15 protein-coding genes are annotated in these 12426 nt (G+C 61.2%); 7 read left to right on the plus strand and 8 right to left on the minus strand.

Annotation, left to right across the window (positions count from 1 at the left end):
- Positions 1-154: 154 nt before the first annotated feature.
- Both AC5YUO_RS08870 and ppa read left to right on the plus strand, forming a co-directional pair.
- Positions 155-661: a GNAT family N-acetyltransferase gene (locus tag AC5YUO_RS08870; protein WP_080815633.1), complete on the plus strand. Its 507-nt coding sequence runs from the start codon at positions 155-157 to the stop codon at positions 659-661.
- A 158-nt stretch (positions 662-819) separates the two neighbouring features.
- Positions 820-1353, plus strand: a complete 534-nt coding sequence (ppa, locus tag AC5YUO_RS08875; RefSeq protein ID WP_400817153.1) for an inorganic diphosphatase — start codon at positions 820-822, stop codon at positions 1351-1353.
- A 5-nt stretch (positions 1354-1358) separates the two neighbouring features.
- Here the strand turns inward: ppa and AC5YUO_RS08880 are convergent, their stop codons facing one another.
- Both AC5YUO_RS08880 and AC5YUO_RS08885 read right to left on the minus strand, forming a co-directional pair.
- A complete protein-coding gene (locus AC5YUO_RS08880) occupies positions 1359-1670 on the minus strand; it encodes a DUF167 domain-containing protein (protein ID WP_496153025.1) in 312 nt (103 codons plus the stop codon).
- Positions 1667-1957: a YggT family protein gene (locus AC5YUO_RS08885; protein ID WP_003492418.1), complete on the minus strand. Its 291-nt coding sequence runs from the start codon at positions 1955-1957 to the stop codon at positions 1667-1669. The genes AC5YUO_RS08880 and AC5YUO_RS08885 overlap by 4 nt, the downstream gene beginning before the upstream one ends.
- Positions 1958-2203: 246 nt before the next feature.
- Between AC5YUO_RS08885 and AC5YUO_RS08890 the strand changes: the two genes are divergently transcribed.
- Positions 2204-3436: an MFS transporter gene (locus AC5YUO_RS08890; protein ID WP_400817149.1), complete on the plus strand. Its 1233-nt coding sequence runs from the start codon at positions 2204-2206 to the stop codon at positions 3434-3436.
- Between the two features lie 12 nt (positions 3437-3448).
- Here the strand turns inward: AC5YUO_RS08890 and AC5YUO_RS08895 are convergent, their stop codons facing one another.
- The 6 genes from AC5YUO_RS08895 to hemC all read right to left on the minus strand — a co-directional run bounded on the left by AC5YUO_RS08895 (position 3449) and on the right by hemC (position 9499).
- The gene (locus AC5YUO_RS08895; protein WP_496153026.1) at positions 3449-4180 is read right to left on the minus strand and encodes a glutamine amidotransferase; all 732 of its coding nucleotides are present in this window, start codon (positions 4178-4180) and stop codon (positions 3449-3451) included.
- Positions 4170-4658, minus strand: coding sequence for a tellurite resistance TerB family protein (locus tag AC5YUO_RS08900; RefSeq protein ID WP_020813557.1), 489 nt, complete (start codon positions 4656-4658; stop codon positions 4170-4172). The genes AC5YUO_RS08895 and AC5YUO_RS08900 overlap by 11 nt, the downstream gene beginning before the upstream one ends.
- Before the next feature lie 14 nt (positions 4659-4672).
- A complete protein-coding gene (locus tag AC5YUO_RS08905) occupies positions 4673-6289 on the minus strand; it encodes a heme biosynthesis protein HemY (RefSeq protein ID WP_496153027.1) in 1617 nt (538 codons plus the stop codon).
- A 4-nt stretch (positions 6290-6293) separates the two neighbouring features.
- The gene (locus AC5YUO_RS08910; protein WP_496153028.1) at positions 6294-7751 is read right to left on the minus strand and encodes a mitofilin family membrane protein; all 1458 of its coding nucleotides are present in this window, start codon (positions 7749-7751) and stop codon (positions 6294-6296) included.
- Between the two features lie 73 nt (positions 7752-7824).
- Positions 7825-8565, minus strand: coding sequence for a uroporphyrinogen-III synthase (locus AC5YUO_RS08915; protein WP_496153029.1), 741 nt, complete (start codon positions 8563-8565; stop codon positions 7825-7827).
- Positions 8566-8569: 4 nt separating this feature from the next.
- Positions 8570-9499 (minus strand): hydroxymethylbilane synthase, encoded by a 930-nt coding sequence (gene hemC / locus AC5YUO_RS08920; RefSeq protein WP_496153030.1) that lies wholly within the window; start codon positions 9497-9499, stop codon positions 8570-8572.
- A 73-nt stretch (positions 9500-9572) separates the two neighbouring features.
- Between hemC and tsaD the strand changes: the two genes are divergently transcribed.
- The 4 genes from tsaD to AC5YUO_RS08940 are packed head-to-tail and all read left to right on the plus strand — an operon-like array spanning position 9573 to position 12424.
- Complete coding sequence (gene tsaD / locus AC5YUO_RS08925) at positions 9573-10670, plus strand: tRNA (adenosine(37)-N6)-threonylcarbamoyltransferase complex transferase subunit TsaD (RefSeq protein WP_496153031.1); 1098 nt, start codon at positions 9573-9575, stop codon at positions 10668-10670.
- Positions 10670-11653 carry an NAD(P)H-dependent glycerol-3-phosphate dehydrogenase gene (locus AC5YUO_RS08930; protein ID WP_496153032.1) on the plus strand — a complete coding sequence of 328 codons (984 nt, stop codon included), beginning with the start codon at positions 10670-10672 and terminating at the stop codon, positions 11651-11653. Before tsaD ends, AC5YUO_RS08930 begins: the two co-directional genes overlap by 1 nt.
- 27 nt (positions 11654-11680) lie before the next feature.
- Entirely contained in the window at positions 11681-11974 is a 294-nt protein-coding gene (locus tag AC5YUO_RS08935; RefSeq protein WP_035221661.1) for a YciI-like protein, read from the plus strand.
- A 6-nt stretch (positions 11975-11980) separates the two neighbouring features.
- The gene (locus AC5YUO_RS08940; protein ID WP_496153033.1) at positions 11981-12424 is read left to right on the plus strand and encodes an EVE domain-containing protein; all 444 of its coding nucleotides are present in this window, start codon (positions 11981-11983) and stop codon (positions 12422-12424) included.
- The last annotated feature ends 2 nt before the right edge of the window (positions 12425-12426 follow it).

Consider the following 12426-nt stretch of genomic DNA (forward strand, 5'->3'; position numbering starts at 1 on the left):
CGTTTTTATGTGTGCATGAGTCGAAAGGCGCTTTGCCAAAGGTTAAGGATGCGTTAATTTTTTCTGGTCGTCCACATGAATAGGCTGTGGGTAAGCTTGCCGGCGTTAACCTTTATGACTGGTAAGTTTCCGTGGCCGGGGCCAGAATCGCGTTATGAAAACGTTATCCATCGATGTTCGCCGTGCTGAACCGCATGATGCGCGTGCCATCTCCGAGGCGCACCGTCTGTCGTGGCAACAGGCCTATGCCGGGCTTATCCCGCATCGGCCGTTGACGCAGATGCTCGAGCGTCGTGGGGAAATCTGGTGGAAGAAGGCAACCAAGGGCTCCGCGACCATGCTGGTGGTGGAGGTGGCCGGTGTGGTCGCCGGATATGCGACACTGGGCCTCAGCCGGGCACGCGGGCTGCCGCAGGATGGCGAGATTTACGAACTTTATCTGCGGCCGGAATATCAGGGCATCGGGCTTGGCTCGCTGCTGTTTACGGAAGCGCGCAGATTGCTGACCTCGCTTGGCTGCAACGGCATCGTTGTCTGGTGCCTCGAAGACAGCGACGTCGCCAATCGGTTCTTCCGTTCGCATGGCGGCCGGGATATTGCCGAAGGGATGGAAGATTTCGACGGCAAGTCACTGCGCAAGGTCGGTTTCGTCTGGAACTGACAGGGAAATTTCCCGCTATTTTTGTTTCGCGCGGGGCGATGCATCATCGCTATGGCCTCAAATCGCTCATTCTGCCTTATCCGCCCAAAGCCATGTTGCAATGCGGCGACTTTCCCAGTATCGAAAACCAAATCCAACCCGTCGAATGAGGGAAGCGAATGCGTATCGATGCAATTTCCGTAGGCAAGAATCCGCCGAATGATGTGAATGTCATCGTTGAAGTGCCGGTCGGTGGACACCCGATCAAGTACGAGATGGACAAGGATGCCGGTGCGCTGATCGTCGATCGCTTCCTCTACACGCCGATGACCTATCCGGGTAACTATGGCTTCGTGCCGCACACCCTGTCCGACGATGGCGATCCGATCGACGTTCTGATCTGCAACACCCGTCCGCTGGTTCCGGGCTGTGTCATCAATGTCCGCCCCATTGGCGTGATGATCATGGAAGATGACGGCGGCAAGGACGAGAAAATCCTCGCCGTGCCGGCTCCGAAGCTGACGCAGCGTTACGACAAGGTCCACAACTACACCGACCTGCCGGAGATCACGCTGAAGCAGATCGAGCACTTCTTCGAGCACTACAAGGATCTGGAGCCCGGCAAGTGGGTGAAGATGGGCGGCTGGCAGGATGTCGACGTCGCCAAGAAGCTGATCGTCGAAGCCATCGAGCGCTACAAGGCGCAGGGCTGATAGCGCTAAACTGCCAGCTTTTTAAAAAGCTTTTCGAAATCCTCCGGGTCGGTATCGATCCGGAGGATTTTTTTACGCGCTGTTTCGCCTGAAATGAAGGTGATGGAAGATTTGGGCAGGCCGAGTTTTTTTGCCAGCAAAACAATGAGGGCCTTGTTCGCCTTGCCGCCTTCCGGCACGGCGCTGACGCGGGCTTTCAGATGCGCGTTTCCGTCCGCATCCTGCTCCACGCCGTCGATCATATCCCGCCCGCCGTTTGGCGTCAGCCGAACCGACAGGCGGACATGATCATCGTGTTTTCGCCAGAGGCCGCTCAAACCGTCATCGGATAAAGCGTGTTCCACATGAAGGAGCGGATGAAGAAGATGATCAGCAGCAGGATGATCGGCGAGATGTCGATACCGCCGAGATTGGGCAGAATGCGGCGGATGGGGCGCAGGGCCGGTTCCGTGACATTGACCAGGAAACTCCCGATGGCGTTCACGAACTGGTTGCGGGAATTGATGACGTTGAAGGCGTAAAGCCAGGAAAAAATAGCGCTGGCGATCAGCACCCACGTATAGAGGTTCAAGGCCAGATCGATGGTCTGAAACAGGGCAAGCATCAATATCTCCGTATCTTGGTTGCAAGACATTTAGACATTGACGCGTGAACCGGCAAGTGTCGCGCCGGATCGTAATGATCTTTGGGCTGATCGACCGGCGATCATCACAATCTGGTTCATGGCTTTGTAGCGGGATTTCAGGCGAAAACCGCTCACAGTTTTCGTCATCCCGCTGGTGAGGGCTGGCGATTCCTGTGATATCGCTCTATTGCAGACATCTCATATTGTCTCGCGAGCACCCAGCCGATGTCCCTCCCTTCCGCCGAAAACCGTTTCGGTGCATTCCGGCATAGTTCCTATCGCCGCTTTTTCAGCGCCCGGTTTTTCTCGGCCTTCGCCATCCAGATCGTCAGCGTTTCGGTCGGCTGGCAGATGTATGAAGTGACCGGCAACGCCTTTTATCTCGGCCTGATCGGGCTGTTCCAGTTTCTGCCGTCTCTGCTTCTGATCCTCGTCACCGGAACGGTCGCCGACAGGCACAATCGCCGGCGGATCATGGCCATATGCCTTTTGATGGCTGCGCTATGTGCTGCGGCGCTTCTGGGGCTCACGCTGACGCACAGTTTTTCTCCGTGGCCCGTCTTCGCCATTCTCGTCGTCTTCGGCATAGAGCGAGCCTTCATGGGGCCGGCCGTCCAGTCGCTGGCACCCAATCTTGTGCCGGTCGAGGATCTGCCGAATGCGATCGCCTGGAATTCATCGTCATGGCAGATGGCATCCATTCTCGGTCCCGTCGCCGGCGGCCTGCTATATGGCCTCGGTGCTTCCGTCGCCTATAGTGTGGCATTCGTGCTCTTTATCGTATCGGCAGCGCTTGCGGTGTCGATCCGCAAACCGGAACAACGCGGCCCGGCAAAAGCCATCAGCCTTGAAACCATGCTGGCCGGGTTCAAATTCATCGCGCAGGAAAAAATCGTTCTTGGCGCGATCTCGCTCGATCTTTTCGCGGTGCTGCTGGGCGGCGCCGTAGCGCTGATGCCGATTTTTGCCAAGGAAGTGCTGACGCTCGGGCCTTGGGGTCTCGGGCTCCTGCGGGCAGCGCCCGGCATCGGAGCCATCACCGTTGCTGTCATTCTGGCGTTCAAGCCCATCCGCCACCATGCCGGCCTGCTGATGTTTATCGGCGTCGGCCTCTTCGGCGTCTCCACCGTGGTCTTCGGGCTTTCGCAGACCGCGTGGCTATCCATCGCCGCGCTGGTGGTCATGGGCGCATCCGACATGGTGTCGGTTTATGTGCGCGAGACCCTGATCGCGCTGTGGACGCCGGATGAGGTGCGCGGGCGCGTGAATGCCGTGAACATGGTGTTCGTCGGCGCATCGAATGAGTTGGGTGAGTTCCGCGCCGGCACCATGGCGCATGTCGTCGGGGCCGTGCCGGCCGTTGTCATTGGCGGGGCCGGCACGCTTGCGGTGGCGGTTATCTGGGCGCTCGGTTTCTCCAAGCTGCGCAAGATCGATAATCTGGATGCGCCGCACTGACGGCGATGAGCCTTAGCGCTGCGCCTTGCCCTCAAAAACCAGATCGAGAAAATTGCCGAGCCATGCCCTGAGCGGCGTGTCGAACAGCATGCGGCCTTCCAGATGCTGGCTGCCCACCTGCGCATTCGGCATGCCGAAACGCTGCGCGCCGCGCACCACCCAGCTATGCATCATGGCGCGGGTCAGTTCGGCGTGAAACTGCAGGCCCCAGGCGTTTTTTCCGTAGCGATAGGCCTGGTTGGGATAGGTTTCGCCCGAGGCCAGAAGTTCGGCTCCGCGTGGCAGCTCGAACCCCTCTTTGTGAAAATGATAGACCATCTTCGGCCAATGCGGCATCAGAAGCCGCCCGTGCTCGGTGGCATGGAGCGGATACCAGCCGATCTCCACCTTGCCCTCCCTGTCGGCCTCAACCCTGCCGCCGAGATGTTTGGACAGCATCTGCGCGCCGAGACAGATGCCGAGAAAAGGTTTGTTTTCCTTCAGCGGCACCTTCAGCCAGTCGATTTCGGCTTTGACGTAATCATGAGAATCGTTGGCGCTCATCGGGCCACCGAAGATGATGGCGCCCGCGTGTTTCTCCAGCGTCTGCGGCAGGTCGTCCCCGAGTGCGGGTCGCCTTATATCCAGACGATACCCTTTTTCCACCAGCATCTGGCCGACACGGCCGGGCGTGGAACGTTCCTGATGCAGGACGATGAGCAGCGATGGTTGTTTTCTCTGTTGCCTGGAAGGGTCAAACAGCATCGTCTTCGTTTTCGCTTTCTTCAGCAGGCCCGGACCTCGTGGCGGCCTGCTGACGTTGCAGAACCCTGTCGCGCACGGAGACACCAAGCAGGTCGGCGACTCGCCAGATCACATGGTCTTCCATTTCGCTTCGTTCGCCGTCAGCGTAAACAATATCCCATAATATGCCAATAAGCTCCACGCGCTGATCTTCATCGAGATGGCGGCGTATATCGGTGGTGAAGCGGTAATAATCGACGGCTTCCTTACCGGCCTCCTGGCCGGCGGCGAGAAGCGCATCGAGCTTGCCGGCATCGAGATGGTAATAGTCCTGGAGGATTTCGCGCAACCGGTCGCGCTCGCTTTTCGAGACGGTGCCATCCGCTTCCATCACCTGGAAACAGAGGGCGGCCACCGCCACCCTCAGATCGTCGGGGCTGAAATCATCCCCGTGCGGGCCGACGAGGTTCTGAATAAACGACTGTATTTGCTGGAACATCGATATCCTGTTCGTCAGAAGAGTTTGAGCCGGGTCTTGGGTTCGGCTTCCGCGCCGGGTTTCTTGACGCCCGGGTCATCCGGCGCGCCGCCGAAAAACGGCACGGCTTCCGCCTTTTCATCCGTAACATCGGTTTCTACCGGTGCTTCGATTGTGGCCGGCTTTTTCTCCTGCGGGACCGATACAACCGGCTTGACCTCGATCGGTTCGGCCGGGGCGGGTTTCGGTTCGGCGCGGGTCTCAGGTGCGGCTTCGACAACGATCGTCTTCGCGGCCGGTTCGGCCCTTGCGGGCGCTGCAGCAATCGCGTTTTCGATTGTCAGGTCTTCGACGGGAGCCTCAAGCTGGCCGAAAGGCGCTTTCCATTCGAAAGCGTCGAGACGGCCGGTAACGGGTGAAACTGGCAGCCACTTTTCCGAAACGACGCCGTCGGCCACCCAGGCGGGATCGCGCGGGGCGCGCAGCGCCTGCGCCATCCAGTAGCGCACCCGGCCCTGATCGCCGGTTTCGGCCTCCTCTATGTCGGCCATCAAGAGGAAGATGCTTTCGCGTGGCTCAATCCGCGCGGCGGCTTCGGCCTTGGCCCGCGCCTTGGCGAATTCCTTGGCGTCGAGCGCTGCCTGCGCCACGGCGAACAGCGATTCAATATTGTTGGGTTTCAGGCTCTCCAGCCGCTCAGCCCGTTTCAGCCGGTCGATGGCGGTATCGCCGCTGCGGGCGCGGACATAGAGTTCGGCGAGTTGCGGATGTGGATCGTTCTTCCAGACGGGTTCGAGAACCGTGGCCGCCTTGCGCAGATTGTCCTCGCGCAGATAGGATTTTGCCGCGATCAGCGCTGCCGGAACGAGGCTCTTGGCAAGCTTGAGCGCGTGTTTGGCATCCTCGCGGGCACCCACGGGGTCGCTTTCCAGCTTTTCGCCGGCCTTGGCGGTGAGAAGTACGGCTTTCAGCCGCTCCGCCTCGCCGCGTTCGATGACGCTGGCCGCCCTCTGCTGGTCGAGCAGGCGGATGGCGTCGTCCCATTGTCCGTTGCGACAACGGTTTTCCAGTGTCGCCTGTGCCGCCCAGGGCAGATAGGGTGCTTTTTCCGCCGCATCCTCGGCATATTGCTGGGCGGCTTCGTAGGCGCCCTGACGGCGCGCCTCGATATAAAGGCCGCGAAGGCCAAGTTCACGGGTCTCGGGATCGCGGGCCATGGCTTCGAATTTGCGCCGCGCCTCGTCATATTTGCCTTCGATCAGATCGGCCTGCGCATCGAGCAGATGGATCAGTGGTTCCTGATCGGCACTCAGCAGTCCCTGTGTACGGGCTGTCATCTTGCGGGCGAGGATGGCGTTGCCCGCACCGGCGGCAATGAGGCCGGTGGAGAGAGCCTGATAACCCCGGTCGCGCTTGCGGGCACGGAAATAACGACGGGCGGCGTTGGGCGATGTCCAGATGGCGTTGACGACCCACCAGACCAGCATGACGGCGGCGACCAATGCCGCAATGATGGAGGCGGCGACCATCAGGCTCATTTCAATCAGCTGGCCCTGCCAGACGATGGAAAGGACGCCGGGCCTGTCGGCCAGCCAGGAGAAGCCAAAACCGAGAGCCAGAACGATAACGGCGAAAATCAGAATTCTGGTCATGCCCTTACCCCTGTTTGCCGGTGCTGGTGATGGCGCGGTTCAACGTGCCGCCGACCAGATTTTCGACCTCGATGCGCGCATCCAGAGATTTCTTATAATCGGCGGATGCCGTTTTGGCGGCATCGGGAAGACTGTTCCACTCAAGTGCCGCGCCCTGCAGGTCGCCGTTGCGCAGCTTGTTTTCCATGCGCGCGATCATCGCATCGGGTGTCTCGCCCTCGATATTTCCGACCGGGCGCACCTTCACCAGCGAAAAGGCGCTTTCGGTCAGGCGTTCCATGATGCCCTGATTGGGATCAGGCTGATTGATGGCCGACAGCATCGCATTGGCGACATCGGGAAATTTCTGCATCAGCTCCGAACGCGACGGCACGCCGGTTGCTGCGAAGGATTGCAGCGATGCGATGGCCGGATCGTCGGGCGTGACCTTGGAGAGCGTGTCGAGTTCCGTCAGGAACGGCCCGCCGCGATCGATCGCAGCCTTCAGCGCCGCGGAAGCGATGGCGCGGGCGACTTCGATATCGTCGCGCGGCTCGTTGATCTTGGCTTCCGCATCGGCAAGGCGGCGTGTCAGCTCCGCCGTCGCCGAGGCCTGCGCGGCTCGCTCCGACTGGAGGGCAGCTTCCAGAGCGGTGATTTTTTCCGACAGCCCATCCACTTGGCGGGCCTCGCCCGTTGCGCTTTCGAGGGTCGTGATGCGCTGCTCCAGCGCCGAGGTGTCGGCAGCTGGTGCATTGGCAAGCTGCTGCCGCAAGCTGCCCAGATCGGTTTTCAGCGCGGCGATTCCCTCGCTTCCGGCCCTGTTCGCATTAAAGGAGGGCAGGATGCCGGCATATTGCATGCTGCCGGCAGCGGCGAGTGCCACGAGGCCGCCCACGATACCCGCCGCGACCAGGCCGGAGGTTGCGGCCTGTTTGCGTTCCACCTGCTGTGACGTGGACGGCTTGGCGGGTCCTGAAGACGAGGACGTGGTCGATGGTTTTGGGGCAGTGGCGCCGCTGGATGCACTGGAGGAAGCCGTGGAGCCAAGGGCCGGCTTCGCGCTTGCGGCTGCAGCCGCAGCCGCAGCGGCGCTGGTCTCGACGGTGTCCGTCGTCGGTTTTGCCTCGGCTTTGGGCGGAACGGGCGCCGACGAGATGGGCTCCTTCTGCCTGTCCGCAGGGCCCTCAGCCTTCGACCCGGCGGTTGTGGCTTCCGCTTTGCCGACATTGGGTTCAGGCTCGATAGGGGTTTTCTTAGGCTGATCCCAGACGGGGGCAGGGTTGCCCGTTGTGGCTGCTTCAGGCTTTGTGCCAGAAACTCTGGACGCTGAGGTGGCCGCAGGCGTTTCGTCACCCGGCTTTTCGTCCGTCTTGGTAGCGTCCACGTCAGCGGAAATTGCTTTCACGTCTTTCGCGTCCAGGTCGATGGTGACCGGTTCGGCTTTGGACTTGGAGTGGCGTGGCGGCTTTCCCGATACCATGACAACCTCATTTCTGCCTGCAGTAATCTAAACCTAGTCAGTGACGGCGGCAAAGGAAAGAGGTGAGCTCGAATTAGGTTCCAGAGTTGTGGCGCAGAAGTTCAAACATCGCGGCCTCGCTCGGCTCTTTGGCGGCGATGGCGTTTGCATGAAAGATTTCCGGAACCAGAGAAAGCACGTTGTGACTGATGCAGATGAATTTTGTCGCCGCCAGCTTCAACCTGTATCGATCCACCGATACATGCCGGAAAAAGGCTCGCGCCGCTTCTGAAGAATAGAGCAGCACGACGTCTGCGGCGGGTTCAGCAAGAGCCGTTTCCAGCATGGATTGAGAGATGACCGAGGGCAGCATTTCGTAACAGTCGACCGTTCTGAACGGGATTGCGGCGGCGGCGAGGCCTTCCTCGAAGACCGTGCCGCGTGGCCTGCCGGCGAGATAGAGCAAGGGTTCGTCTTCGGTCAGAAAGGTGCGGTGCTGCGTCACCAGCGCGGTCAGGCCGAGGGCGTCTCCGGAGGCGGTAAATATCCGTTCGAAGCCGGTTTTTCTTGCGGCCTCTGCCGTTGCGCCGCCGACGGCGAAAAGCGGTTTTGACAGATAGGGGGCGAGCTGCTCTTCGGACCTAGCCAGTGCCCGCAGGGCTTCGGCGCTGGTTGCGGCGATTGCCCCCATCGGGTTGGACAGCGCCGAGATGGCGCGTTCGCCATGATGGACGGGATGAAACAGCGGCAGAAGCACCGGTGTGTGGCCCAGCGCTTCAAGTTTCGCCGCCGTCCTTTCGCCCGAACGCTGCGGACGGGTGACGACGATCCGCACCGGCTCAGCTCCAGCCTTCGAAGAAATTGCTGCCGGCTTTGGCGCGCACCTCTTCGCCGGCCTGTCGGCCGAGTTTCGCCGCATCCCTGCGGTTGCCGGAGATTTCGATGCCGTGGCTTGTCTGGCCGTCGGGGGTGAGGATGAGGCCGGAAAAATGCAGTTCCTCGCCCTCGCAGGTGGCATAGCCGGCGATTGGCGTACGACAGGAGCCGTCAAGTGCCGCCAGGAAGGCGCGCTCACAGGTCACGGCGTCAAAAGTCGGCCTGTCGTTTATCGGGGCAAGCAGCTCGTCCATGCGCCTATCACCTACGCGGCTTTCCACGCCGATTGCGCCCTGGGCGGGAGCGGGGGGGAATTCTCTCGGATCGAGAATTTCCGTCGGCACATTCTCCTTGCCCAGCCGCTTCAGGCCGGCAAAGGCAAGCAGCGTCGCATCCGCCTGGCCTTCTTCGAGCTTGCGCAGGCGTGTATCGACCAGGCCGCGGAAGACGATGACGCTCAGATCCGGCCGCAGTCGACGGATCAGCGCCTGGCGGCGCAAGGATGCGGAACCGACGATGGCGCCCCGCGGCAGTTCAAGAAGCCTCGGCGCGGTGCGGCCTATGAAGGCGTCGCGCATGTCTTCGCGCGGCAGGAAGGCGGAAAGATAGAGCCCTTCGGGCAAAACGGTCGGCATGTCCTTGGAGGAATGCACGGCGATATCGAGTTCGCCCGACAGAAGCTGGTTTTCCAGTTCCTCGGTGAACAGGCCCTTGCCGCCGATTTCCGACAAAGCGCGGTCGGTAATCCGGTCACCCTTGGTGGACAGCACGACGATTTCGAACATGTCTTCCGGCAGACCATGCGCCGTCATCAGCCGGCTGCGGGTCTCATAAGCCTGCGCAAGCGCCAGCGGGCTGCCGCGCGTGCCGATTCGGAAAGGTTTTGTTTGCATCCGCGTCTATCCATTGTTACCGGAGTTGTCTTAGACCAACTTCGCGCATGATCGCAATGAACGAACAGATTTGATGACCCCCTTTCTTCGTATCCTCGGCATAGAGACCAGCTGTGACGAAACCGCTGCATCCATTGTGGTTCGGCATGCGGACGGGCGTGGCGAAATCGTCTCCGACGTCGTTTTGTCGCAGCTTGAGGAACACAGCGCCTATGGCGGCGTGGTGCCGGAGATCGCCGCGCGCGCCCATGTCGAGGCGCTGGACACGCTGGTGGAAGAAGCGCTGGAGCAGGCGGGCGTGACCCTTGCCGATATCGACGCCATCGCAGCTACATCTGGCCCCGGCCTCATTGGCGGCCTGCTGGTGGGACTGATGACGGGCAAGGCGATTGCCAAGGCTGCGGACAAGCCGCTCTACGCCATCAACCATCTGGAAGGCCATGCGCTGACAGCGCGGCTGACCGACGGTCTGTCTTTTCCCTATCTGATGCTGCTGGTTTCCGGTGGCCATACCCAGCTGGTGCTGGTGCGCGGCGTCGGCGATTATGAGCGTTGGGGCACAACCATCGACGATGCGCTGGGCGAGGCCTTCGACAAGACTGCGAAACTTCTGGGCCTGCCCTATCCCGGTGGGCCTGCCGTCGAGAAAGCGGCGGCGAAGGGCAACCCGGACCGTTTTCCGCTTCCGCGCCCGATGGTGGGGGAAGCGCGGCTGGATTTTTCCTTTTCCGGCCTCAAAACGGCGGTGCGGCAGGCGGCGACCGCCATCGCGCCGCTTTCGGAGCAGGATATCGCCGATATCTGTGCTTCCTTCCAGAAGGCGGTGTCGCGCACCCTGAAAGACCGTATCGGCCGCGGCCTTGCGCGGTTTAAACAAGATTTTCCGCAGCTGGAGACCATGCCCGCGCTGGTCGTGGCCGGTGGTGTCGCCGCCAACCAGGAAATCCGCCAGACGCTGCAGGCGCTTTGCGATATCCATGGCTTCCGTTTCGTTGCGCCGCCGCACCGGCTTTGCACGGACAATGCCGCGATGATCGCCTGGGCCGGCCTGGAGCGCATGGCGGATGGTAGGGAAGCCGATCCGCTGGACATTCCGCCGCGCTCGCGCTGGCCGCTTGATGGCAGCGCGGAGACGTTGATCGGTTTCGGTAAAAGGGGAGCCAAGGCCTGATGCAGCGGGAAAAAATCGTCGTCATCGGCGCCGGCGCCTTCGGAACCGCGCTTGCCGTCGTCATCGCGCTGGAAAACCGGCATGACGTGATCCTGCTCGGCCGCGATCCGTCACTGATGGCCGACCTTAGAAACGACCGTGTGCATGAGGCGGCCTTGCCGGGTGTGGACCTGCCGGATGCGCTTGAATTTTCCGCAGAGCCCGATGTGCTGGCGGGGGCGAGTATCGTCCTCTTCGCCATGCCTTCGCAGGCTCACGCCGACGCGGCCCGCCATTACGGCCCTTACCTGGCTAATGACTCTATCATCGTCACCTGCGCCAAGGGTATCGACCGCAGCTCCGGCCGGCTGCTGACGGAACTTCTGGAAGCGGAATTGCCGCATCATCCGATTGCGGTTCTCTCCGGTCCGGGATTCGCGGCCGATATTGCGCGCGGACTGCCGACGGCCATGGCGATTGCGGCGGCAGATGCGGCGGTCGCCGAACGGCTGGCAACGACGATTTCCGGCAGGACCTTCCGGCTTTATGCCTCGACCGACCGCATCGGCGTGCAGCTTGGCGGGGCGCTGAAGAATGTTCTCGCCATTGCCGCCGGCATTGTTGAAGGCGCCGGCCTTGGCGATTCCGCCCGGGCGGCGCTGATTTCGCGCGGGCTTGCCGAAATGTCGCGGCTCATCGTCGCCATGGGCGGCAAGGCCGATACCGTGCGCGGACTGTCCGGCCTCGGCGATCTGGTGCTGACGGCCACCAGCCACCAATCGCGCAACCTGCGTTTCGGCATCGCGCTTGGCCGGGGTGAGGGCAAGGACATGTCCGGCGGGCTGGTGGAAGGCGCCTTTGCGGCAGCTGTCGCCGCCCGGCTCGGTGAGCATCACGCGGTCGACATGCCGGTTACCGAGGCGGTGGCCGCCATCATCGACGGCAATCTGGATGTGGCGAGCGCCATGCAACAATTGATGACACGGCCCATCACCACTGAATGAATGTTGGCCGACCATAAGGAGACGAAAATGCTGTTTGCCTTTATCTGCAAGGACAAGCCCGGCCATCTGAATGTGCGCATGGAAACGCGCCCCGCCCATCTGGAACATCTGAACAGGCTGAACGCCGAGGGCACGCTGAAGATCGCCGGCCCGTTTCTGGATGCCGAAGGCAAGCCGAATGGCAGCCTCGTGATCGTTGAAGCCGCCGATATCGAGGCGGCAAAGGCTCTCGCCGATGCCGATCCCTATGCCAAGGCCGGCCTGTTCGAAAGCGTTGACGTGAAGCCCTATAATTGGGTCTTCAACAATCCGGGAGCGTGACCGGACATGGCGAATTATTGGCTTTACAAGTCCGAGCCGTTCAAGTGGTCCTGGGAAATGCAGAAGGCCAAGGGTGATGCGGGCGAAGAATGGACCGGCGTGCGCAACTATCAGGCGCGCAACAACATGCGCGCCATGAAGATCGGCGACAAGGGCTTCTTTTACCACTCCAATGAGGGGCTGGATGTCGTCGGCATCGTCGAAGTCTGCGCCTTGTCGCATCCGGATTCGACTGCGGAAGGCGATCTGAAATGGGATTGCGTGGATATCCGCGCCGTGTGCGACATGCCGCAGCCCGTTTCGCTGAAGGATGTGAAGGCCAATCCGAAACTGGCGAAGATGTCGCTGGTCACTTCAATGCGGCTTTCCGTACAGCCGGTGACGGAAGAGGAATATCTCGAGGTCTGCCGCATGGGCGGCCTTGCCAATCCGCCGAAATCACCGGACTGATG

It is taken from the genome of Agrobacterium sp. LEGMi-208b (genome assembly GCF_059511785.1).

Coding starts and splice junctions, on each gene's coding strand:
- AC5YUO_RS08900 (WP_020813557.1), bottom strand. CDS start 4,658: ATGTTCCAGCAAATACAGTCGTTTATTCAGAACCTCGTCGGCCCGCAC.
- AC5YUO_RS08910 (WP_496153028.1), bottom strand. CDS start 7,751: ATGGTATCGGGAAAGCCGCCACGCCACTCCAAGTCCAAAGCCGAACCG.
- ppa (WP_400817153.1), top strand. CDS start 820: ATGCGTATCGATGCAATTTCCGTAGGCAAGAATCCGCCGAATGATGTG.
- AC5YUO_RS08885 (WP_003492418.1), bottom strand. CDS start 1,957: ATGCTTGCCCTGTTTCAGACCATCGATCTGGCCTTGAACCTCTATACG.
- AC5YUO_RS08870 (WP_080815633.1), top strand. CDS start 155: ATGAAAACGTTATCCATCGATGTTCGCCGTGCTGAACCGCATGATGCG.
- AC5YUO_RS08930 (WP_496153032.1), top strand. CDS start 10,670: ATGCAGCGGGAAAAAATCGTCGTCATCGGCGCCGGCGCCTTCGGAACC.
- AC5YUO_RS08905 (WP_496153027.1), bottom strand. CDS start 6,289: ATGACCAGAATTCTGATTTTCGCCGTTATCGTTCTGGCTCTCGGTTTT.
- AC5YUO_RS08890 (WP_400817149.1), top strand. CDS start 2,204: ATGTCCCTCCCTTCCGCCGAAAACCGTTTCGGTGCATTCCGGCATAGT.
- tsaD (WP_496153031.1), top strand. CDS start 9,573: ATGACCCCCTTTCTTCGTATCCTCGGCATAGAGACCAGCTGTGACGAA.
- AC5YUO_RS08895 (WP_496153026.1), bottom strand. CDS start 4,180: ATGCTGTTTGACCCTTCCAGGCAACAGAGAAAACAACCATCGCTGCTC.
- AC5YUO_RS08935 (WP_035221661.1), top strand. CDS start 11,681: ATGCTGTTTGCCTTTATCTGCAAGGACAAGCCCGGCCATCTGAATGTG.
- AC5YUO_RS08940 (WP_496153033.1), top strand. CDS start 11,981: ATGGCGAATTATTGGCTTTACAAGTCCGAGCCGTTCAAGTGGTCCTGG.
- hemC (WP_496153030.1), bottom strand. CDS start 9,499: ATGCAAACAAAACCTTTCCGAATCGGCACGCGCGGCAGCCCGCTGGCG.